The sequence below is a fragment of the Bradyrhizobium sp. HKCCYLRH3099 genome, assembly GCF_051167855.1.
Taxonomy (GTDB): domain Bacteria; phylum Pseudomonadota; class Alphaproteobacteria; order Rhizobiales; family Xanthobacteraceae; genus Bradyrhizobium.
In genome coordinates this window covers 111870-133370 of record NZ_JBNPTW010000005.1, presented here as the reverse complement: position 1 = coordinate 133370, position 21501 = coordinate 111870, and the positions used below count along the sequence as shown (strand labels likewise).

The following is a 21501-nucleotide window of genomic DNA, read 5'->3' as shown; positions in this document are numbered from 1 at the left end:
GGCAAAACTCATGGAAGAGGAGAGATCGCAATGTTGTTCGGCAAAAGGAGCAGCGGCGACGACGCGGCCGCCCGTCCCACCAGCGCGGAGCGGATCAATGGAGCCTCCGTGACCGAGCCTGCATCCGCGGCCGCGCACGAAGGCAAGCCACCGCCCGTCCATGCGGCGTTGCCCCCCGAGGAGATCAGGAAGCGGATGATCGCGTCCAAACAGATGGCTGCGGCCTTCGGCGAGATCGTCACGCTTCTCATGCGCTCTCCGCGAGACAAGCATCAATCGCTGGCTGACCTCGAATGGCTGGTGGTGCCGGCGATCGTGCGCGGGCAGTATGCGCTCGCCGATGCCCAGTCGAAGGATACGGGGGCCACCGCTCCCGTCGCAGCCGTCCTCTGGGCGCTCGTCTCCGAGGAGGTCGATCAGCGCCTGTCAGATCTTTCGACACCGCTGCGCCTGAAACCGGACGAATGGCGATCGGGGAACGTTCCCTGGATCATCCACGCAGCCGGAGACGCGAAGGTGCTCGCAGGCCTGATCCAGAGGCTACCCAAAGCCGCGTTCGAGGGCCGCCAGCCCAAGATGCGGATGCGCGGAACTGACGGCAAGCTGTCCGTTGGCCATCTCGAGGTGAAGCAGACGGCGGCAGGCGCATCGCAGCCGCCCCCGGCGCGGAAAATGGTCGATGCATGACCGTCGTGCGGCAGGCATGTTCGGCGGGCCGCTGCAACAGGCGCTTGCCCGCTGCAGCCCGATCTTTGCCGGCGTTGCGCTGTTCTCGGGCGCGATCAATCTGCTCGCACTGACCGGCTCGCTCTACATGCTCCAGGTCTATGACCGCGTTCTGCCGTCGCGGAGCGTGCCGACCCTCGTGGGCCTGTCGCTGCTGATGGCCGGGCTCTATCTGGGCAACGGCTACCTCGACTTCATCCGCGGACGCGTGATGAGCAGGGTCGGCGTCAGGATTGACGACGCGCTGAGAGAGCGGGTGTTTGCCCTCGTCCAGCTGCTGCCGCTGAGATCACGGCCGTCCGGCGACGGACTGCAGCCGGTGCGCGACCTCGATCAGATCCGTTCGTATCTCTCCGGTCTCGGGCCGACCGCGCTGTTCGATCTTCCCTGGATCCCGATATATCTCGCCGTGATCTTCCTGCTTCATCCCCTCCTCGGCCTGTTCAGTGTCGCGGGCGGGCTCGTCTTGGTGGCGCTGGCCTTCGTCACGGAGATGAGGAGCAAGGGACCGTTGAAGGCCGCCGCACATTCGGCCTCGCGCCGACTCGCCTTCGGCGAGGCCGCGCGGCGCAACTCGGAGGTCGTGCGGGCGATGGGCCTCGGGCAGCGTCTTTCGCACCGCTGGAACGAGTTGAATGCCGTCCATATCGCCGATCAGCTGCAAGCGTCCGACGCAATCGGCGGCATCTCGTCCGTCTCGAAAGTGTTCAGGCTGCTCCTGCAATCCGGGATGCTGGGCCTCGGAGCCTATCTGGTCATCATCGGCGGCCTCTCCGCCGGCTCGATCATCGCGGCCTCCATCATCATGTCTCGATCGCTGGCCCCGATCGAGACATCGATCGCGCATTGGCGCGGGTTCGTGTCCGCGCGCCAGAGCTACCGGCGGCTATCGGAGCTCTTCATGGCGCTGCCATCCGAGCCGATCGCGAGCCTCCAATTGACGGCGCCCAGATCCTCGCTGACCGTCGAAAATCTCTCGGTCGCACCGCCCGGCGCGGCCAGGCCCGTTCTCCTCAACGTGGGCTTTGCGCTCAGCGCCGGCGAGGCGCTTGGGATCATCGGACCGAGCGCCTCGGGGAAGTCGAGCCTCGCGCGGGCCTTGGTCGGAGTCTGGCAGCCGCTGAGATCGAGCGGCAGCGGTGTCGGCGGCTGCGTGCGCCTCGACGGGGCGGCGCTCGACCAGTGGGCGCCTGCGCAGCTCGGACGGCACATCGGATATCTGCCTCAGTCGATCGAGCTCTTCGAAGGGACCGTGGCGGAGAACATCTGTCGTTTCGATGAGGCCGCAACGAGCGAACGGATCATTGCAGCCGCACGCGCCGCCGGCGTCCATAAACTCATCGTGCATCTTCCGGCGGGCTACGAGACCGAGGTCGGCGAAGGCGGCTGTGCACTATCGGCCGGCCAGCGTCAGAGAGTCGCCCTGGCGCGGGCGCTCTACGGCGACCCATTCCTCATCGTTCTCGACGAGCCCAACGCCAATCTCGACCACGCAGGGGATGTCGCGCTCACGCATGCCATACGCTCGGTGCGTGAGCGCGGCGGCATCGTCGTCGTGATCGCCCACCGGCCCTCGGCTCTCGCGGGGATCGACAAGGTGCTGGCCCTGATCGACGGGCGTGTCCAGGCCTTCGGTGCCAAGGAGGAGATCCTGCGGCGGATGCTGCAGCCTGCGTTGCCTGCTGCTCAACGCACGGCGGCCGCCGGAGCCGCCAATCTCAAGGTCGTCAACGACGTCACAGCGGAGGCCGCTTCATGAAGCCGCGCGAACGGCTCACGATCAGCGCCAACGGCCGGGTGCAAGGCTACATGCTGTCGGGCCTTGCCGCCCTGTTCCTGCTCTTCGGCGGGATCGGCGTGTGGGCGGCGAGCACCGACATCGCCGGCGCAGTGATCGCCTCGGGCCTCGTCGTGGTCGATAGCAGCGTGAAGAAGGTTCAGCATCCGACCGGCGGCGTCGTCGGCGACATCAAGGTGCGGGACGGCGCGAAGGTGAAGGAGGGAGAGCTCCTTCTTCGCCTCGATGAGACGGTGACGCGTGCAAACCTCGAGACGGTCACCAAGCAGCTCGACGAACTCATGGTGCGCGAAGCACGATTGAAGGCGGAGCGGGATGGCCTCGCCGAGGTCAGGCTGGCTGCGGCATTGGAGGCGCGCAAAGGTGAGCCTGCCATTGCCGAGCTGAGCAGTGCGGAACGAAGCCTGTTCGCGAGTCGTCGCGACTCGCGCGAAGGCCAGAAATCCCAGCTCAGGGAACGCGTGATCCAGCTCAATGAGGAGTTTCGGGGAGTCACGGGCCAGATCACCGCGAAGGCCAAGGAAATCGCGCTGATCGGCAAGGAGCTCGAAAGCCTGGCCGGCCTCGAAGTGCAGAAGCTCGTGACCAGCGCAAAGATGCTCGCGCTTCGGCGCGACGCCGCGCGTCTCGAGGGGGAATACGCGCAGTTGAAGGCCTCGGCCGCGCAGACAAAGGGCAAGGTGGCCGAGATCGAGCTGCAAATTCTGCGGATCGACCAGGATTTCAAGTCACAGGTGCTCCAGGAGCTGACGGAGAATCAGTCCAGGCAGGCCGGCCTCGTCGAGCGCCGCATCGCCGCCGAGGATCAGTTGAAGCGGATCGACATCCGCGCGCCTCAATCCGGCATCGTCCATCAGCTCAGTGTGCACACGGTCGGAGGGGTCATCAATGCCGGCGAGCCGGTGATGCTGATCGTGCCGGAAGGCGACAAGCTCGTCATCGAGGCCAAGGTCGCGCCGCACGACATCGATCAGGTTCTGCAAAGCCAGCAGGCCTTGGTCCGCTTCGCCGCCTTCAACCAGCGCCGAACGCCGGAGCTCGAAGGCCTCGTGCATTCGGTGGCGGCCGACCTCAGCAAGGACGAGCGGTCGGGCGAGCCGTACTTCACGGTGCGCGTCGAGATTCCCGAGTTCGAACTCGCCCGCCTCGACGGCAAGAAACTCGTCCCGGGCATGCCCGCGGAGATTCACATCCGCACTGGTGACCGCACGGCGCTGTCCTACCTCATCAAGCCGCTCGAGGACCAGCTTTCCAAGGCATTCCGAGAGAGATGATCCAGGCTGCCGCTGCGTGTCGCGCGCCGTCTGGGAGTTTCTGGTGCGGCAACGGCTGCATCACCATCTCCTCGCCTGTGTTGGTGCTGAACCAGACCGACCGCCACGTTCACGTGGTGTTTGCGCTCCGAGTTGCCTTGTGGCCCATGCCGGCACTGCCGAAAGTCCCGATCGAGGATTGCTTGCGCATCGACCTCACGTCTCCTCTCTTCTGATCCGGCTTGCCGCGGCATGGCATCGGCCTCGTCCGCCCCTGGGAAAGCCGACACGTTCCCGCTCAACGCCGAGCCGCTTGGAAACACGACGTTGGCGATCGCTGCGTCACGGCGATTTTCAGCAATATTCGAGCGGCTTCAAGTCATCCGGTGGCGCCATGTGCACACCCTCTCCGTCGTGGCCCAACGCATTTCTCCGGCGTCCCGGCCCCATCGCGCACCCGCGTGGCAAACGCCGCCCGAATGGACGTCAGCTTTTGGAAGCTCAGGTCCCGAAAGGGGAAAGATGTCAACGGGCCATTTCTTCGCCTGATGACGCAACGGAATGGACGGTCAATGTAGCGCGGCGGGCCGGCCTATTCGGCCACATTCACCGCTTCGACCGGCTGCGAGGCGTAGTAGGCCGCGGCCTCGTCGATCTCCTCGGAGGTCATCGCCCGCGCGATGTTGCGCATCTGGGAGCTGATGTCGTTGCGGCGCTGACCGGACGCGAAGGCCTCGAGCTGGGCTTTCAGATAGACCGCCGACTGCCCTTCGAGCCACGGGCTGCCGGTCTTGTTGTCGAGGCTCCCGTGGCATGCACCGCAGGGTGCGATGCCGCGGGTCGGCGCGCCATAGACCACGATGCGCGTCGGCTGGCGCTGCGGCTCCGGGTGATAGGCCGGCAATCGCGGCAGATAGGCATAGTAGGCTGCGAGATCGACGATGTCCTGGTCGGACAGATGGGCCGCGAATGGCGACATCACCGCATTCACCCGCGCGCCGGAGCGGAAGTCCTCGAGCTGCTTGTAGATCACCGCGCCATATTGGCCCGCCAGATTGGGGAAATCAGCGCGGCTGATCCCGGTCGGGCCGTGGCACATGGCGCAACGCTGCGCCAGGGTTGCGCCGCGGCCGATCGATTGCGGGCTTGGCTTGGCCAGCGTCGCCGCGGTCAGCACCACCTTGGAGGTCGGCGCGGCCGGCTTGGCCGAGCCGGCCACTGTGTCCCGCGGCAGTCCGGCGGCGCGGCAGATCACGTCCCACAGGCCGGCGAATTCGAACTCGCGCTGCGCATAAGGCAGCACGATGAAGCCGACCAGCACCGTCAGCACCAGCAGCCCCAGCGTCAGCCCGACGCTGATCCTGACATGGCGATCGCGCAGCGACAGCACCTCACGCTCCGTCATCGCTGCGCTCCCACATAGACCGCAGGCACGGCCGTATCCGACCGGACCGCAAGGTTGAGGATCGGAACGCCATAATTGGTGATGGTCAGCACGATCATCAGCGCGATCCACAGCCCGTGGCTGTTGAGCACCACCGGAAGCCGCGTCGGCGGATGCAGCGCCCGGCTGAAGCGATAGGCGCCGGCATCCTGTTTCGGCGTCATCTGGCCCCGCGCGAGGATCACCAGGAACAATGCGCCGGAGACCAGGATGATGAGGGCCCCAATCACCGAGATGATCACCGACAGCGCTTCCGGCGCCAGGGCGGGATGGCTGAACTCGAAATAGGCCATGCGGCGGGGCATGCCGAGGATCCCGACATAGTGCCAGGGGAACGTCGTCACCACCATGCCGGCGGTCCAAAGCCAGAGCTGAAGCCGCATCAGCCCGACATCGGCCAGCGCGCGCCCCGTCAGATGCGGCCAGAGATCATAGGCGATCGCGAAATACATGATGACGATGGCGCCGCCGAAGATGAGATGGAAGTGGCCGGTGATCCACTGCGTGTTGTGGATGGAGGCATCGAGCTGGTAGCTCATATTGATGATGCCGCCGGCGCCGCCGAAACCGAGCATGACGAAGGAAAAGGCGACCGCCAGCATCACCGGATTGTCCCAGGGCAGCGCCCTCACCCAGCCGAACAGGCCGCGGCCGCCGCGCAGCCGCGCCGCGATCTCGACCGAGGCGCAGATCGTAAACACCGTGAGAAGAGTCGGCAGCGCCACCAGCGCAGTGAAGGCAGAATGGATGAACTTGAAGCCGGCGCCCACCATCGGATCCGCGAACACATGATGGACGCCGATCGGCATCGCGACCACCAGGAACAGGATGAAGGATATCCGTGCCATGGTGTCGCTGTAGAGCAGTCCGCCGATGGCGCGCGGCACGATGGTGTAATAGGCGATGTAGCTCGGGATCAGCCAGAAATAGACGATCGCATGCAGGGTCCAGGAGAAGAAGACGCGCGAGAGCCCGGCGTCGATCGTCGACTTGAATCCGAGCGCCACCGGAATGATCTGCAACAGCAGTTCGAGCGCGGCCCCCACCGCCGTCCAGGCCCAGAGCGAGGCGCCGGCAACATTGGCGAACATCGCCAGCGGCACCGGCGCGCCCGGATTGGCCTTCTTCCAGACCCGCAGGTTGATCGCCATCAGCGCGACCCAGATCCAGGAACCGACCACGATCAGCACGAGGCCGATGTAGTAAAGCGGACTGCCGATCAGCGGCGGATAGAAGGTGTAGAGCACCGAGGCGCGGCCGAGCGAAACCGGAACCATCGCTATGACCGATCCCGCGGCCACCAGGCCGAATCCCGCCCACGCCCAGCGCGCGCCGACCAGGCGCTGCGACAGCGCTGATTCACTGATCGCATAGCCGAAGCCCATCGCCACCAGCGTCGGAAACACATAGGCCATGACGGTGCCATGCGCGGTCAGCGAGCGGTAGTACCATTCGGGGTTGGACAGCCAGGTGTGCAGCGGACTGCGGATGAACATCTGCCAGGCGCCGAGCAGCAGCGCCAGCGAGAACACCCCGAATGCCAGCCAGAAATGAGCGAGGATGAGCTTCCTATTCGCCAACACAGCTGAGCCTCCCCCCGCCCTTTGCACGCTCGGCAAACGCGGCCTTGTCGATCACCCTCACTTTGCCCCACATGCCCTCATGGCCGAAGCTGCAGAATTCCTGGCACGGCATCAGGTAATCGCCGGTCCTGGTGAAGCGCATGGGCTGCTCCGAGATGTAGCCGGGCACGAGCATGGTGTTGACGTTGGTGCCCTGGACCAGGATGCCGTGCACGACGTCGGCGCTGGTGGCGCGCAACGTGACCGGCGTGTCCGTCGGCACCAGGATGCAGGCCGGCGTGAAGGAATATTGCTGGCCGATCGCGCGCACGGTCACCACGCCATCGGCGCCGAGCTCTGTGCCGAGATTGGACTCGACGAACTCGCCGGCGAGATGCAGCCGCGCCGGATCGATGGTCTGGAGCTGGGCCTGCGGCATGGTCGCCCGATGCAGGCCGGCGCCGGCGGCGAGCCCCGTCATCACGACGATGATGACGACCGAGATCATCGCCCAATTGCGCTCGGTGCGCGCAGCGATCGCAGCCACGTCGCCCCTTTCCTCGACGCTCATTGCAGGGCTCCCCGGGGTAGAAAGACGAACAGATAAAACGCAAGCCAGAGCGCGACGACGATTGCGGTCGCGATGCCGGCGATGGTCAGCGCGCCATGCGGCCCCCTGGCAACGACGAGCGCGACCGCCTTCTCATCTGGGCCGTCTCGCTCGGAAGAGTCGGTGTTCAGCATGGTGCCTCTCAGTCGAGCGGTGCGGAGCGCAGCTCGTTGGCTTCGCGAGCGCTCACGGGCGTGCCGCGATTGCCCCAGGAGGTGCGGATATAGCTCACGACCGCCGCGATCTCGTTGTCGGACAAAAGGCCTGCGAAGGGCGGCATGCCGTACGGCCTGGGATTGCCCTTTGTCCCCGGCGGATAGCCGCCATTGAGCACCATACGGATCGGATTGACCGCGGATGCCATGTTGATCGACTGGTTGTTGGCCAGCGGCGGCCAGTGCGGCGGCCTGCCCTCGCCGTTCGTGCCGTGGCAGCTGGCGCAGCGCGCGTCGTAAACGGTCTTGCCGAGGCTGATCAGCAGGCTGCTCTCGGTTCCCGGCAGGCTCGACACCGGCGGCGCCTTCGGCGACGGCTCGGCGATGCCCTTCAGATAGACCGCCATCGCGCGTGCATCGTCGTCGCTGAGATATTGCAGGCTGTTGTGCACGACCTCGGCCATGGGGCCGAACACGACGCCGCGGTTGGAGACGCCGGTCTGGAGCAGATCAGTGATATCCTTGATGCTCCAATCCCCGAGCCCCGCCTCGCGGTTGGACGTCAGCGACGGCGCGTACCAGTTCTGCATCGGGATCAGGCCGCCCTTGAACGCGTCCGATTGCGAGCTACCGCCGAGCGCATTGATCGGCGAATGGCACATGCCGCAATGGCCGAGTCCCTCGACGAGATAGGCGCCGCGATTCCACTCGGCCGATTTGGACGGATCGTTCTTGAACTCGCCCTCGCGGAAGAACAGCGTGCGCCAGCCCAGGATCAGTTCGCGATTGTCGTAGGGAAAGCGCAGTTCGTGGTTGCGGTTCTTCTGGTTCACGGCCGGGATCGACCTGAGATAGGCGAAGATCGCATCACTGTCGCCGCGGGTCACCTTGGTGTAGGAGGCGAACGGCATCGCCGGATACAGCAGGCCGCCATCGGGAAAGCGCCCGGTATGCATGGTCTTGTAGAAGTCGTCGGCGCTCCACCGGCCGATGCCCGTCGCCGGATCCGGCGTGATGTTGGAGGTGTAGAGCGCGCCGAACGGGGTTTTCATGGCACGGCCGCCAGCGAAGGGCCGTCCCTCCGGGGCGGTGTGGCAGGCGATGCAGTCCCCGGCCCGCGCCAGATATTCGCCGCGCGCGATGATGTCGCTGCCGGCCGCATCGCTGCCGGGTTGCGCATGCAGGATCGGCGTCGCAACCAGAAGACCCGCGACGATGGAGAACAGACGGAGCGTCCCTTGCATGACCCTGCCCCTCAATTCGGCGCGCTGCCGCAGGCGAACGGCAAGGCGTAGCTGCCCTTCGGCGCGGGCGCTGCGTTCTCCGATGCCGGCAGGGTCGCGAGATAGGCCGCGACCGCCGTCACGTCGGTCTCGGTCAGCTTTGCCGCCACCCGCTGCATGCAGTCCGGCGACTTCGCCGTCCGCGTGCCGTAGCGCCAGGCGCCGAGCTGGGCGCTGACATAGTTGGGCCGCAAGCCGAGCAGCCCCGGAATGCCCGGCTCCATGCCGGTCAGATCCGGACCGTGACAGCTCGCACAGGCCGGGACTTGCGCGGCCGCATCGCCGCCGGTCACCAGCGCCTCGCCGCGGCTGAGGATCTCCGCGCTCACAGCGGTCGGGGCGGGTTGCGGCAGCGGCGGACGCTGGCTGGCAAAATAATCCGCCATGTCCTGCAGATAATCGTTCGGCAGAAACTCCAGCAAATAGTTCATCGGCGGATACTTCCGGCGGCCACTGCGGAAGGCGAGCAACTGGTTGTGGAGATAGCCCGCCGGCTTGCCGGCGAGGCGCGGGAAATAGACGTCGTTGGTGCCCTCGCCCCGGTTGCCATGACAGGGCGTGCAGGCCTCGACGCGCGCCGCCATCGTGTCGGGCGGTTGAGCCGCCGTCTGCGCGGTGGCGGACGGCAAAAGCCCCCCCAGCAACACAGCCATGGCGGCCGTCAGCCAGCTCAGCGCAAGGAACGCCGTCGACGATTGCCTTCTGCGGGGCGCCGCCGGGCAAGCCGATATGCGATGCTTCTCGTCAGACATCTGATCAACGCTCTCTGTGCCAGTTCTGTCGGGAGAGACACCCGTCCGCGGCGCGGTGGCGAAGTGCGAACTACACGTGCTATGCTCGCCGCGTCTTGCACGCCCTCGCCGCGATTTGACTGATCTTGCTCAGCGGCCTCCCCGGACGGCGGGGCTCGCACCAAGTTCGTCCGGTTGCGTCGCCGGAAACACTACCTTGCGGCACGCAACGCTCAGCTCCGGCTTCTTCCTCCTGAGGCAGGCCTCGATGGCGGTCGGGTCGGGGATAAAATAACTGCACAGCCGGAAGACATCGGGGGTGCAAGCCTCCCGTTCCTCCGCCGTTCCCTGCGCACTCAGCGGCGTTGCCCATCCGATCAGCACGCCGCAGATCGCCACGAAGGCGGCCGCACAGGTCCATCTCGCGCGCCGGCCCGCGCCGACCGCCACACCTTTGCGCGGGGCAATACGCCGTTCGATTGTCAGTGCATCCGTCATGTCTCGATCACCTTCCGGGCCGATCATCGTTTCACACCGGCCGCCACCGGCGGCTCGAGCAGAACCTGCTTCAGATCACTGCCGGCAACACACACGATCACGAATTGCAGGCGGCCCTGCTCCACCATCAGGCTGGCGCTGATCGCTCGTCCATTCGTGCTTCGTTCAGCCACCACGATCGCGTCCGGCAGGTCCTGCCGCACCGCACGCAGCCGGACGAGCAGCTCGCGATCGTGCGGCTCCAGATCGGGGATCGCGGACAGCACCTCGGTCTTGATCGTGGCGCCGGTCCGGGCATCGATGGTGGTCTCCCACAGGCGGTTTCCCCTCACCATCCGCACCTGATAGATCGGCACGCCGGTCTCGCCGTCGAAACTCGCGTCGACCGCGCGGGAGCCACTATGACGCTCGCGCGCGATCCCGAGCGCATCGCGCAGCGAGATCGATGCCGTTTTGAACCGGCGGATTTCGGCTTCGGTCGCCTCCTGCTCGGAGGGCTCCGCGCGCGGCGCAGGCTCGCCGGCCGCGGCTGTGGGATGGTCACGCCCGACATCGGCCCTCGCCGCAGGCGGCAACAACAGGCTTATCGCCGCAAGGCTTGAGATCAGCAGTCTGCTCAAGCCGGCGGGGGCTCGGCTTCTGACGCTCTGGTGGGTGGGTGCAATGTGTCTTTGAGGTCCGGGTGGCATTTGAACGGCTCGTCTTCAATCTTCGTCGTGTTGGCAATCTGGGTGATGAGGATTGGTCGTGACTGGGCCATGCGCGACGAGAGGCGACCTCCGAAAGGCTCGGCCGTTCGAAGGTGCCCTGTTGCGCAGTGGTTACGCGACGAATGGAGGCGTGATGACTAGGATGGCAGTCGCTTGCGTGCGTGCTCTCGCGAATACGCACCCGGCGTATGTCCGGTGTAGTGCTTGAAGCGGCGCGTGAAATGGCTCTGATCGGCAAAACCGACCGTCTGCGCCACCTCGGCGAGCGACATCTCGGCGCGCCGGATCAGGTCCTTGGCCCGCTCGATCCGCGTCCGTTCGAGGTAAGCGATGGGCGACAGGCCGAAATGCTTCTTGAAGATGCGGCTGAGATGGAAGCGGCTGATGCCCGAGGCATCGGCGAGCTCAGCCAGGGTGATCTTGATATCGAGCGGCTGCCGCATGAACTCCAGAGCGCGGCGGATCGCCGCCACGTTGCTCGCCGCGGAGCGCCCCTCCCGTTCCATCGAAGTGCCGAAGCTTCGGAGAAGATGCGTCGACAGCACTGTCGCGACCGACTCCATCAGAAGATCCTGCGCCGGATGCGCCGGTCGCAGAAGCTCGGCAGACATGATCGCCCCGAGGCGATCTACGACACAGTCCTGCGCGCGGAAGACATTGGCCAGTTCGGGCCGCGCATAGACGCCGCTCCTGCCCAATTCTTCGGCAACCTCCCTCAGGCGTTCGAGCGACAGACCGATGCGCAAATGAGCCGGTAAGCGGCCGCGAAACGTCGTTTCATGACCCGCGGGCACAATCGACAGGTCTCCAGGCCTGCACGCGCTTTCGAAGCGTTGGCCGAGACGCTGTTGAAGGACGTAGGACGAATGCTCCCGCGCGATCAGGACGACATGATGATCACGCGGCGGCATCGGCTCAGTACCGCCGGCGTGAAACGCACCGTATTCGTCCAGCCAGATTCCGTCCCAGCACCGCCCTTCGCTCGTCGCCACGCGGGGGCGGTCACCAAGCTCGCGCCGCACCAGATTGATGCCGCTGCCCCCATCATCCTCGCGTCGATAATCCATGAGCATTTTCGCGGACTTCCAAGGTTCGTCGAATTCGTTGATCTCCGCGCGATTATCTCTGGCTGACTTTTGTTGTGAAGGCTCGTAGCGGACAGTTGGCATACCCGACCGGTCAGATCCGCCTCGACCAGAGATGAGTTTTCTCCTGACACGGCCAACTCAGTCTGCCCCGCTCGACGATCCCCACGCAAACGGCGGGCCAAGCGTTAGGATAGGACTTTTCCCATCAGGGGACCCGCGATCGTACAGCTCTCGTCAACTAATTTCCGACGATGCAACTAACGAGTCGTCCCAACATGATCGGCCGGCGCTCCCAGCATGGCTGATGGCGATCTCGGTCGTCAGCCACTGTCGTAATTGGTGGCGAGCCGTCCTGCATCTGCCCAAAACAACAGCTTCCGTCGATCCCGATTGTCACATGTTACCATCTTGATTGTCGCCCGGCACGCCACTAAGAACAATTCGGGCCGCGGGGGCTTTGCCGGCTCCTTGGCAAATTCTGCCTCGGGGACAGCGCGTCGTCGCGCGGGCAATCGATTCAGTTGGAGAGGCCAATATCATTGCAGCAGCCGGGCACGTCTTCGCGTCGAAACGGATCAATAGGACCGGGCGCGATGGAAGCGCCGGCCGTCGGGCTCCATGAGCGGCTATACACTCCTACCAAGCTGGCCTCCGTCTACGACGCGTTGGTGAAAGAAGGTCACTCACCGTCGGACGCCTTGAAGGGCATCGGCCTCAGACCAGAAGACGTTCATTCGCCGGACACGCGGATCTCGCTGAGTCAGCTGATGACCGCCTACCGGAACGCCATCAGGTTGTCGGCCGACCCGCATATTGCCTATCGTATCGGCGAGACCATCCACATATCGGCCTATGGTATGTATGGCTATGCCATCCTCTGCAGCCCGGACTTCCGGACGGCCGTGGATGTGACGATCCGCTACCACGTGCTCGCGACGCCGCTCGCCTCGGTCGGGCTGACGGAGAAGGATGGCCTGGCCACCTGGATCTTCGAACCCAACGCCCATACGGTCGATGACTCCCCGCTTTATCGCTTCGTGATGGAGAAGCAGATGGGAGTCCACATCTCGGTGATGCGGGACATCATGGGCCCGGCTTTTGTTCCGGAAGCGATCCATCTGACATACGCCAAGGCGACTGATTTCGGGATCAACCCGGGTGACGTCGGCTGCGAGGTGCGCTTTTCGCAGACCGCCAACCGGATGATCTTCAAGAGCGAATGGCTGGACTCCAAGGCGGTCCTGGGCAACCGGACGACGTTCTCGCACATGGTCGACATGTGCAACAATTTGCTCGCCGATCTCACGGTACGCGCAGGCGTGGCCGGCCAGATCCGCGAGATCCTGCTGCGCGACATCGCCAATCCTCCCTCGTTCGAGGCCGTTGCGCGTCGGCTCGGAACGAATGAGCGGTCGCTGCGCCGCGCGCTCGAGAAACAAGGACTGTCGTTCCGGGCTCTCCGGGACGAACTGAGAGGCCGCTTGGCGCTCGAATATCTGCGCGGCACCGCCCTCACCAACGACGACATCGCGGTTGCCTTGGGGTTCAGCGATGCCGCGGCATTCCGGCGCGCCTTCCAGCGCTGGACCAACAAGACGCCGAGCGAGATCAGGAACGAGCAGCCAAGGGCGAAGTGATCGGCGCACGCCGGCCGTGACACCATCGGACGCGATCGGCTACCACAGCGGTTGCCCGCAGGCCAATTCGGCCTGAAACCTTGCTGCAACCGTGGATCGATGCGCAAGGACGATTCGCGCGAATGTCGGGAGGTCGGCGTCATCGTTCGATCCACACCGTCATTCCGGGCTCCAGGTCGGCCCTGTCGCTTGAAGGATCGACGCGCAGCCTGAGAGTGTTTCGGTCATGATCGCCGACGACCCTGCGGGCCTGCCATGTCGCGAACGCGCCAAGCCGGCGGATTTCGGTGACGGATCCGGTGAAGATCTCCCGGCTTCCCGCACGGCCGACCCTGACACCGCGCCCGACCGCAAGGCCTTCGAGATGATCCTCGCGCACGTTGAAGGACAGCCATGTCCTGCCGCTGGCTTCGAGCGTCAGAACGGGTTGCCCCGCTCGCACGTTCTCGCCCACTTCCGCAACGACGACACTGACGATGCCGTCCGCCGGTGCGCGCAGCACGGTCTTGTCCAGCTTGCGCGCGAGCACCTCCACCGCCGCCGACGCGGCCTGGACCTGAGCCTCCGCAATCGCGCGCTCCTGGGGCGTCGGCCCTGCCACCGCCGCATCATACAGAGCCTGGGCTTGAGCGACATCCATTAGGGCGGTGTCGGCGTCGTGTTGCGCCTGGTCGAGCGCCTGCAGCGATTCGACGTTCTGGCGTGTCAGCGAGCTCGTTCGCGCCAATTGCAGCTGCATGAAGTCGAGGCGAGCACCGGCCTTGGATATTCCGCTTCGCAGCGAGTCGACCTGCTCGCGCCGCACGCCGGCGAGGACATGGTCCCGGTTCGCAATCGCCGCCGCCAGCGCGGCACGCGCCTGGTCGAGCTGGGCCGTGAGCTCCACCGCGGACAATGTGGCCAGCACATCGCCGGCATGAACGCGCATGCCTTGGCGGACCTCCATCGCGGCCAACTGGCCGCCGACTTCCGGGGCGAGTCCAATCTCGGTGGCGCGAACGACGCCCACGATGGCCGGCACCGGCTCGTCAGCCGCCGTCTCGTAGATCACGATGCCCGCGGCGATGACGACGACAAGAGACGCGGCGACGATGGACTTGACCTTCATGATGCCAGCCTCTTCCTGGTCAGGCCCGCGAGGCTCGCGGCAAGGCCGAAATACACGACCGCAAGGCACCACAAGCCGAGCCAACTGGATGCGACGTCCCACAGGCTCGCACCAAGCTGATTGATGCGGACCAGCCCGTCGATCGCGAAATCAGCCGGAAAGATCCGACCGAAGGCGAGTGCGATGTCGGGTATCGCCTCTCGCGGCCATGCGAAGCCGGTCATGAAGAATAGCGGCAAGCTCGTCGCCAACAGCAGCAGCGTGGCATTCTCCGGCCGCGTGAGCAGCGTGCCGATCGCCTGCCCCAGAAAGCTGGTCGCGAGCAGGAACAGCGACGCGAGGGCGAACAGCTGGGGGAGCTGCCCCAGGGTCGAGAAGCCATAGACGCGCGGGAGCACGATCAGATAGAGCGCGAGCGCGGGCAGGCAAAGGGTCAGGTGCGCACAGCCACGGCCCGCCACCCCGGCCAACACGTTGCCGCCACCGCGCAACGCCTCGCGCGTCAGCATCGCGGCACCGATCAGAAGGGTCTGCTGCAGAATAAGAATGAAGACGGCGGGAACGATATAGCTGGCATAGCCGCCAACCGGATTGAAGATCGGCTGCAACAGGACGTCCGCGGGGCTGGTCGCGGCGAGCTTCGCCTTGACGAGACTGCCTTCGGACCGGCCGCCTCTGGACACGAGCTCGGAGGTCAAGCTGCCGATGGCCGTCGCCACACCGCTTGCGGTCGCCCGGAAGATGAAGAGATAGGTGGCATCCGCATAGACAGGAATATGGACGTTGAGCCCTTTGAGGAGATCGCGCTCCGTCCCCGACGGCATCTCGACGGCCGCAAAGGCCAGTCCGCGGTCGATGAATTCGCGAGCCTCGGCCAGGGTTCGGGGTCGTGCGACCACCCGCAATGCGCCGCTCGCGTCCAGCATCTCGGCCAGCCGGCGGCTGATGTCGCTCATGTCGTTGTCGACGACGGCGATCGGCAGCTTGCGCAGGATCTGGTTGAGATAGGGCTGCGGGTAATAGAGGCCATAGATGATCGGCGCGAGGATGATGATGGTGAAGGCGCTGCGGTTGCCGAGTACGCGGCGCCACTCCGCCAGAAAGGCACCGCCGACGCCGGCCGTGCGCATCTCGTCCATGGTTGGCTCGCCGGGAACGTCCCGATCGCCCGGAAGGCTCCGGCTCACGCGCCGCATGAGCAGAACAGCGAGCGTGGCGTAGAGCGCTGTCAGGCCAGCGAGCATGGCAAACGAGGCCGCGGACTCCGCCACCGGGAGACCGCGCGCCGCCTGCCCCAGCAGCACCGACATGTACCAGCGCAGTGGCAGAACCACGCTCAGGCCCTGCGCAAATATGTTCATGCCGCTGATCGGGAAACCGACGCCGGCGTAGCCGAAGGCAGGCGAGACCAGCAGTCCCGTCAGGCCCAGGCCTGTCGCCAGGTCACGCGCCAGCAATTGCAGAAGCGCACCGAGCGAGAGATAGGAGACGATCAGAAGGATGCCCGAGGCCACCATCATCGGTAGATCGCCCTTGAAGGGAATCTCCAGCACGCCTTCCAGCAAGAGCGGCACCGCGAACATCATCAGCGCGAACAGGCCGAGCAGCGGCGCCAGCTTTCCTGCCAGGGCCACGAGCGGATTTCCCCCGGCGCATGCGATCCATTCCCGCGCATTTCGCCGGCGGAATTCGGAGCCGACCGAATAGCCGGCGGCCACGGCGACGATGACGTGGACGACCATCGGCAGCAATGTCCGCAGCAGGAACTGGGCGTAGTTCTTCTGCGGATTGACCAGCGTGATGGTCTCGCTGACCATCGTCCCCATGGAGGCCGGCGATGGCGCGGCGCGGCCCGCGGGCGCGGCCGCGACGGCAGCCGCCGACAAGCTGTCGCTGATTCCTGCGGAAGCGATGCCCGCCGCCGTCAGGAATTGCTGGTCGTAGAAGCCGACCACCTGCGGCCGCCGCTGAGCCTTCAGGTCGCGTTCGAAATTGGGAGGGATATACACGGCGGAGATCGACTTGCCGGATCTGAGATCCTCCACCGCGTCCGACAGGGACGCAGAGCGGCCGACGATGCGCAGACTTGGCGATGCCGCAATGTATTCCGTGAGTGCATCCGAGGCATCCGACCTGTCTTCATCGACGACGGTGACGCCGAGCCCGCGGATGACGGACTGGCTGAACACGGTCGTGAGAACCAGGAACGCAAACAGCGGGACGCCGAAGATCAGGATCAGGGCGACGCGATCATGAACGAGCCATCGGCACTCGCGCCGGGCGACGCACAGGAAGCCGGAAGCGGATGACGTGCCCATCAGCGCGACCGCCAATCCAGGTAGGCGCTCATGCCCGGCCGCAGCTCGGGCACCGGCTGCACCGGATAGGCGCGGACCGAGAACGTGCGCAGATCGAAGTCACCCGTGGCCCGCGTCGCGCGCCAGCTCACATACTCTCCCTTCGACGCGATCAGCTTGACGGCCACCGTCACCTTGCGGTCACCGAGCGCGGGAATCCGAACGTCGAACCGGTCGCCGACCTTCACCTCCTTCATGAGGTCTTCGCGCAGATCGAAGTGAATCCAGAGATCGTCGAGATTGATCAGCGATATCAGCGGCACGCCGGGGGCAACATATTCGCCGGGCTCGACGTTGCGCTGATAGACCTGCGAGGCGATCGGCGCCTGGACAATGAGCTGATCGATGATCGACTGAACCGTCTTGATATCCGCCTCGGCCTTCTCCACGTTCGCCTTGGCGATGTCGCGCTCTTCCTTGGTATAGCCATTGACGGCCTGGTCGTAGGCGGACTGGGCCTGGTCCACGGCCCGCTCGCTCTCATGAAGAGAATCGGTTGCCTGATCAAGGCGGGCCTGTGGCGCATTGCCCTGCTCGGTCAGCGTACGGACGCGATCGAACGTCTTCTGCGCGAGAACCCGGTTGGCCTGCGCCCGCGACAGCTCGGCTTTCCGCGCCGCCACGGTTTCCGGCCGCGTCCCCGCCATGACGTTGGCGAGCTGGGCTTCCGCGACGGCCTTGCCGGCCTTCATCTGCTCGCGCTTGGCGACCGTCTCCGGATTGTCGATGCTCACCAGAACGGCTCCGGCGGCGACGTTCTCGCCGCGCGCGACCGGCACGTCCTTCACCCGGCCATCGACGCGCGCCGCGATATCGAGCCGCGTGGCGTCGACCTCGCCCTGCACGAGCAATGGCTGCGGCCTCAGAAGGTAGAACACGGAAAGGCCGGCCACGGCCGCTGCGATCAGCACCACGATGGCAAATGGGACAGCCGTCGGGCCCGCGCGAAGCGCGCGGTCACCGGGAGCGGAGGGCTGCCGCGCTTCCACGCTGGCCGAATTTTCCATGTAAGACTCTGTCATCGGGACGATCGCTCGGTCCGCGCCTTCGCAACTGAAAGGGTCAGCGCTCCGGCGAGCCGATGTGGCGCACGGAGCGATCGGGTCGGTGAGATGTTTTCGACAAGCGCAGGATAGGCCGCCTCGCTGCTTGCGATATTGCGCGTGATTGCGCTGAGTTGAACGAAATTGCTCGGCGACATTCTCGAACAGGAAACCATCGGGATCTGGCCGGCGATCCAGCGCTTCTCCGCGGCCTTGCTCGCGGGCTCCCGCGGCGATTCCGTCGGCCGCGTCGCGCGACGGCTAAACGATGATGCGATCGAAGTCGCTGGCGATACGGCTGGCAGGAAAGATCGCCTTGGCCTCGGCAAGGATCTCTTCGTCGCCATAGCGGCCGGAAATGTGGTTCAGCACGAGCTGACCGACATTGGCAGTAGCAGCCAGCGTGGCGGCTTCCGCCGCCGTGAGATGGCCATAGTCGCGTGCCGTGGCGGTGTCGCGCGCGAGGAAGGTGGCCTCGATCACCAGCATATCCGCATCGCGGACATGCTGCTCCAGGCCGTCGGTCGTTTCGGTATCGCCGACGATCACGAGCCTCTTGCCGCCGCCCGGCGGCCCTAGGACATCCTCGGGCTGGATCGTGCGGCCGTCATCCAGCGTGACCACCTGTCCCTCCGCCAACGCCTTTCGGATCGGTCCGTCGGGAACGGCAAGAGCGGCCAGACGGTCGGGTAGCAAATGCCGGCGCGGCGGTCTCGTGAATGCGAAGCCAAGACTGTCGGTGTCGCGATGCCGGACCGGGAAGCAGTCGATCGTGAACTCGCCGGCATCGAAGACCTGCCCGGGCGAGAGCGGAACGAGTTGCAGCGGGATCGGCGCACGGCCCTCGCCCCACAATCCCGCGAGCATCCGGATCACGACGTCGAGCGTACCCGGGCTTGCATGAACATGCATGACGTCGTCGCTCCGGCGCAGCCGCAGGGTGGAGAACAGCCCGGGAAGGCCGAGGACGTGGTCGAAATGACCGTGGGTGAGCAGGATGCGGTCCAACCGCCGGAAACCTGCGCCGCTGCGCAGCAGCTGGCGTTGAGTCCCCTCGCCGCAATCGACGAGAAGGCGCTGCCCGCCGGCCTGGATCAGGAGTGCCGGATGGTTGCGGTCCTCCGACGGGACGCTGGCCGAGGTTCCGAGGAATGTCAGCTCGAACATGCGGTGTCAGGCCTGATCAGGATGCAGCATGTCAGCCGGCGTCCTCGTGTCAGTCACCCGGTCCTCCTCGGTCTCGCGCGCGTTGTCGCTGCTGAAACGCGCCCGTGTCAAACAGGCGTTGGTCACGATGTCCCCTGATCGGCAGACTTCGTCGCCAAGCTCTGATAAATGACGATCATGCCAAGCTCCGGTCCGGACCCGGATGCCGCGCCGACGGTCATCCGCAAAATCATCCACATCGACATGGATGCATTCTACGCGTCGGTCGAGCAGCGCGACAATCCTGAACTCCGCGGCAAGCCCGTGGCGGTCGGCGGCTCGCGCGAGCGTGGCGTGGTGGCGGCCGCGAGCTATGAGGCGCGCAAGTTCGGCGTGCGCTCGGCAATGCCCGCCGTGACCGCCAAGCGCCTGTGCCCGGACCTGATCTTCGTCAAGCCGCGCTTCGAGATCTACAAGGCGATCAGCCAGCAGATCCGCGCGATCTTTGCCGAGCATACGCCGATCATCGAGCCGCTGTCACTCGACGAGGCCTATCTCGACGTCACCGACAATCTGCAGGGCATTCCGCTGGCGCGCGACATCGCGTTGCAGATCCGCGCCCGGATCAAGGCGGAGACCGACCTCAATGCCTCCGCCGGCATCTCCTACAACAAGTTCCTGGCGAAGCTCGCCTCCGACCATCGCAAGCCCAACGGGCAGTACGTGATCTCGCCGGAGATGGGCGCGGCTTTCGTGGAGGCGCTGCCCGTCGGCAAGTTTCACGGCATCGGTCCGGCGACCGCCGCCAGGTTCAATGCGCTCGGCATCCACACCGGCCTCGACATCCGCAATCAGACACTGCCATTCCTGCAACAGCAGTTCGGCAAGGCGGGCAACTATTACTACTGGATCTCACGCGGGATCGATCATCGCCCGGTCCGAGCCAACCGCATCCGCAAATCGGTTGGCGCCGAAAACACCTTTGCCGCCGACCTGACCGCGTTCGAGGCGATGGCCGCCGAGTTGCAGCCGCTGATCGACAAGGTCTGGCGCCATTGCGAGGCGACCGGCAACCGGGGCCGCACGGTCACGCTGAAGGTCAAGTTCACGGATTTCGAGATCATCACGCGCAGCAGGTCCACCGCCATGGCGGTGTCGAGTCGCGCCGAGCTCGAACGTCTGTCGCTGGCGCTGCTGGAAGCCGAAATGCCGTTGCCCAAGCCGGTGCGGCTGCTCGGTGTCTCCTTGTCATCGCTGCAGGAGGCAAAGGCCGGCGTCGAGACGCAACTGGCGATGCCGATCTGAGCCGGGGTAGACGACACCGCCCCGTGTCGCCCTCGCCGTCCGGCTAACGCTTTCTGCCGCTCGGCCGAGACGTCGCCGCATCCGGCTCCGACCCGGTCTGCAAGGCGCGCGCGCCGTTCCACTTGCCCTTCGCGACGAGGTTGAGCAGCACCGTGCGGCAGAGCGCATGCACGCTGGAGACGGCGTGGCTGAGCGGCCGGTCGACGGGATGCGCCAGATGCACCGAGCGCTTGATCTCGGGCTGCGTGATCGGCCAGGCCAGCAGGCGTTCGCTCTGCACGTCGCGTGCAATCGAGTTGTAGGGCAGCACCGAATAGCCGATGCCCTCCTCCACGAGGCCCTTGATGTTCGCGTAGGAGTCGACCTCGATCACCGGATCGAGCGACAGGCCGCGCGCGGACGCCTCGCGCTCCAGCAGCATGCGCAGGCCGTGGTCCGCGCTCGGCAGGATCAGCGGCAGCTGCGTCACATCGGCATAGGCCACGGCGCCCGAGGCGGGCGGCTTGACGCCTGACGGCGGCCTCATCGGACCGAGCAGCCAGAGCTCCTCGGTGATCACCTCCGACGAGTTGAGCGCGCTGTCGCTGACCGGCTGATACAGCACGGCGAGATCGATGCGGCCCTCGCGGATCCACTCGGTGACGAAGCCGCTCATCGCCTCTGCGACGCACAGCTTGATCTTGGGAAAGCGCTTGCGCACCTCGATGATCAGCGGCACCGACAGGATCTGGCTGATCGTGCCGGGCAGCCCGAGCCGCACCTCGCCGGACGGCTCCGCCTCCTGGCCCTTGATCTCGTGCCGCGCGATCGAGAGCTGGTCGATGACGATACGCGCATGGCGGATCAGGATCTCGCCGGCTTCGGTCGCGACGACGCCCTGCGGACTGCGAAACAGCAGCGCCGAGCCGAGCTCGGCCTCCATGTTGCGGACATGCAGGCTGAGCGCCGGCTGCGCGACATTCAGCGTTTCGGCCGCCTTGGAAAAGGAGCCCTGCTCGACGATCGCAATGAAATAGCGAAGCTGCCGCAGGTCCATTTCCGTCCCAA

Annotated in this window: 19 protein-coding genes; 5 read left to right on the top strand and 14 right to left on the bottom strand. The window is 65.6% G+C overall.

Features of this window, described 5'->3' with window-relative positions; genetic code table 11:
• Positions 1-30: 30 nt before the first annotated feature.
• From ACQR1Y_RS13225 to ACQR1Y_RS13215, 3 genes are read left to right on the top strand one after another with little or no spacing between them, the layout of a single operon-like run.
• The gene (locus ACQR1Y_RS13225) at positions 31-687 is read left to right on the top strand and encodes a toxin-activating lysine-acyltransferase (RefSeq protein ID WP_434876752.1); all 657 of its coding nucleotides are present in this window, start codon (positions 31-33) and stop codon (positions 685-687) included.
• Positions 680-2485, top strand: coding sequence for a type I secretion system permease/ATPase (locus ACQR1Y_RS13220; protein WP_434876751.1), 1806 nt, complete (start codon positions 680-682; stop codon positions 2483-2485). The genes ACQR1Y_RS13225 and ACQR1Y_RS13220 overlap by 8 nt, the downstream gene beginning before the upstream one ends.
• A 50-nt stretch (positions 2486-2535) precedes the next feature.
• A complete protein-coding gene (locus tag ACQR1Y_RS13215; protein WP_434876750.1) occupies positions 2536-3798 on the top strand; it encodes an HlyD family type I secretion periplasmic adaptor subunit in 1263 nt (420 codons plus the stop codon).
• Between the two features lie 571 nt (positions 3799-4369).
• Here the strand turns inward: ACQR1Y_RS13215 and ACQR1Y_RS13210 are convergent.
• From ACQR1Y_RS13210 to ACQR1Y_RS13170, 9 genes are all read right to left on the bottom strand, one after another.
• On the bottom strand, positions 4370-5182 hold the full coding sequence (locus tag ACQR1Y_RS13210) for a c-type cytochrome (protein ID WP_434876749.1): 813 nt from the start codon (positions 5180-5182) through the stop codon (positions 4370-4372).
• A complete protein-coding gene (locus ACQR1Y_RS13205) occupies positions 5179-6804 on the bottom strand; it encodes a b(o/a)3-type cytochrome-c oxidase subunit 1 (protein WP_434876748.1) in 1626 nt (541 codons plus the stop codon). Before ACQR1Y_RS13205 ends, ACQR1Y_RS13210 begins: the two co-directional genes overlap by 4 nt.
• Entirely contained in the window at positions 6791-7354 is a 564-nt protein-coding gene (locus ACQR1Y_RS13200) for a cytochrome C oxidase subunit II (protein ID WP_434876747.1), read from the bottom strand. The genes ACQR1Y_RS13205 and ACQR1Y_RS13200 overlap by 14 nt, the downstream gene beginning before the upstream one ends.
• Entirely contained in the window at positions 7351-7527 is a 177-nt protein-coding gene (locus tag ACQR1Y_RS13195; RefSeq protein WP_434857688.1) for a hypothetical protein, read from the bottom strand. The genes ACQR1Y_RS13200 and ACQR1Y_RS13195 overlap by 4 nt, the downstream gene beginning before the upstream one ends.
• A gap of 8 nt (positions 7528-7535) precedes the next feature.
• Positions 7536-8792, bottom strand: coding sequence for a c-type cytochrome (locus ACQR1Y_RS13190; protein ID WP_434876746.1), 1257 nt, complete (start codon positions 8790-8792; stop codon positions 7536-7538).
• An 11-nt stretch (positions 8793-8803) separates the two neighbouring features.
• Entirely contained in the window at positions 8804-9484 is a 681-nt protein-coding gene (locus tag ACQR1Y_RS13185) for a c-type cytochrome (protein WP_434857811.1), read from the bottom strand.
• 228 nt (positions 9485-9712) lie between these two features.
• Positions 9713-10060, bottom strand: a complete 348-nt coding sequence (locus ACQR1Y_RS13180) for a hypothetical protein (protein WP_434876745.1) — start codon at positions 10058-10060, stop codon at positions 9713-9715.
• Between the two features lie 23 nt (positions 10061-10083).
• Complete coding sequence (locus ACQR1Y_RS13175) at positions 10084-10680, bottom strand: PepSY domain-containing protein (protein ID WP_434876744.1); 597 nt, start codon at positions 10678-10680, stop codon at positions 10084-10086.
• 227 nt (positions 10681-10907) lie between these two features.
• Positions 10908-11837: a helix-turn-helix transcriptional regulator gene (locus tag ACQR1Y_RS13170; RefSeq protein ID WP_434876743.1), complete on the bottom strand. Its 930-nt coding sequence runs from the start codon at positions 11835-11837 to the stop codon at positions 10908-10910.
• Positions 11838-12451: 614 nt separating this feature from the next.
• Between ACQR1Y_RS13170 and ACQR1Y_RS13165 the strand changes: the two genes are divergently transcribed.
• Positions 12452-13495, top strand: a complete 1044-nt coding sequence (locus ACQR1Y_RS13165; protein WP_434876742.1) for an AraC family transcriptional regulator — start codon at positions 12452-12454, stop codon at positions 13493-13495.
• 139 nt (positions 13496-13634) lie between these two features.
• Here the strand turns inward: ACQR1Y_RS13165 and ACQR1Y_RS13160 are convergent, their stop codons facing one another.
• The 4 genes from ACQR1Y_RS13160 to ACQR1Y_RS13145 all read right to left on the bottom strand — a co-directional run bounded on the left by ACQR1Y_RS13160 (position 13635) and on the right by ACQR1Y_RS13145 (position 19170).
• Positions 13635-14603, bottom strand: coding sequence for an HlyD family secretion protein (locus tag ACQR1Y_RS13160; protein WP_434876741.1), 969 nt, complete (start codon positions 14601-14603; stop codon positions 13635-13637).
• A complete protein-coding gene (locus ACQR1Y_RS13155; protein ID WP_434876740.1) occupies positions 14600-16921 on the bottom strand; it encodes an ABC transporter permease in 2322 nt (773 codons plus the stop codon). The genes ACQR1Y_RS13160 and ACQR1Y_RS13155 overlap by 4 nt, the downstream gene beginning before the upstream one ends.
• Positions 16921-17967 (bottom strand): HlyD family secretion protein, encoded by a 1047-nt coding sequence (locus tag ACQR1Y_RS13150; RefSeq protein ID WP_434876739.1) that lies wholly within the window; start codon positions 17965-17967, stop codon positions 16921-16923. The genes ACQR1Y_RS13155 and ACQR1Y_RS13150 overlap by 1 nt, the downstream gene beginning before the upstream one ends.
• Positions 17968-18264: 297 nt before the next feature.
• Positions 18265-19170 carry a ribonuclease Z gene (locus ACQR1Y_RS13145; RefSeq protein ID WP_434876738.1) on the bottom strand — a complete coding sequence of 302 codons (906 nt, stop codon included), beginning with the start codon at positions 19168-19170 and terminating at the stop codon, positions 18265-18267.
• Between the two features lie 177 nt (positions 19171-19347).
• Between ACQR1Y_RS13145 and dinB the strand changes: the two genes are divergently transcribed.
• On the top strand, positions 19348-20454 hold the full coding sequence (gene dinB / locus ACQR1Y_RS13140; RefSeq protein WP_434876903.1) for a DNA polymerase IV: 1107 nt from the start codon (positions 19348-19350) through the stop codon (positions 20452-20454).
• Positions 20455-20497: 43 nt separating this feature from the next.
• On the opposite strand, the gene ACQR1Y_RS13135 is transcribed toward dinB, so the two are convergent.
• Positions 20498-21490: a LysR substrate-binding domain-containing protein gene (locus ACQR1Y_RS13135; RefSeq protein ID WP_434876737.1), complete on the bottom strand. Its 993-nt coding sequence runs from the start codon at positions 21488-21490 to the stop codon at positions 20498-20500.
• Positions 21491-21501 lie beyond the last annotated feature (11 nt).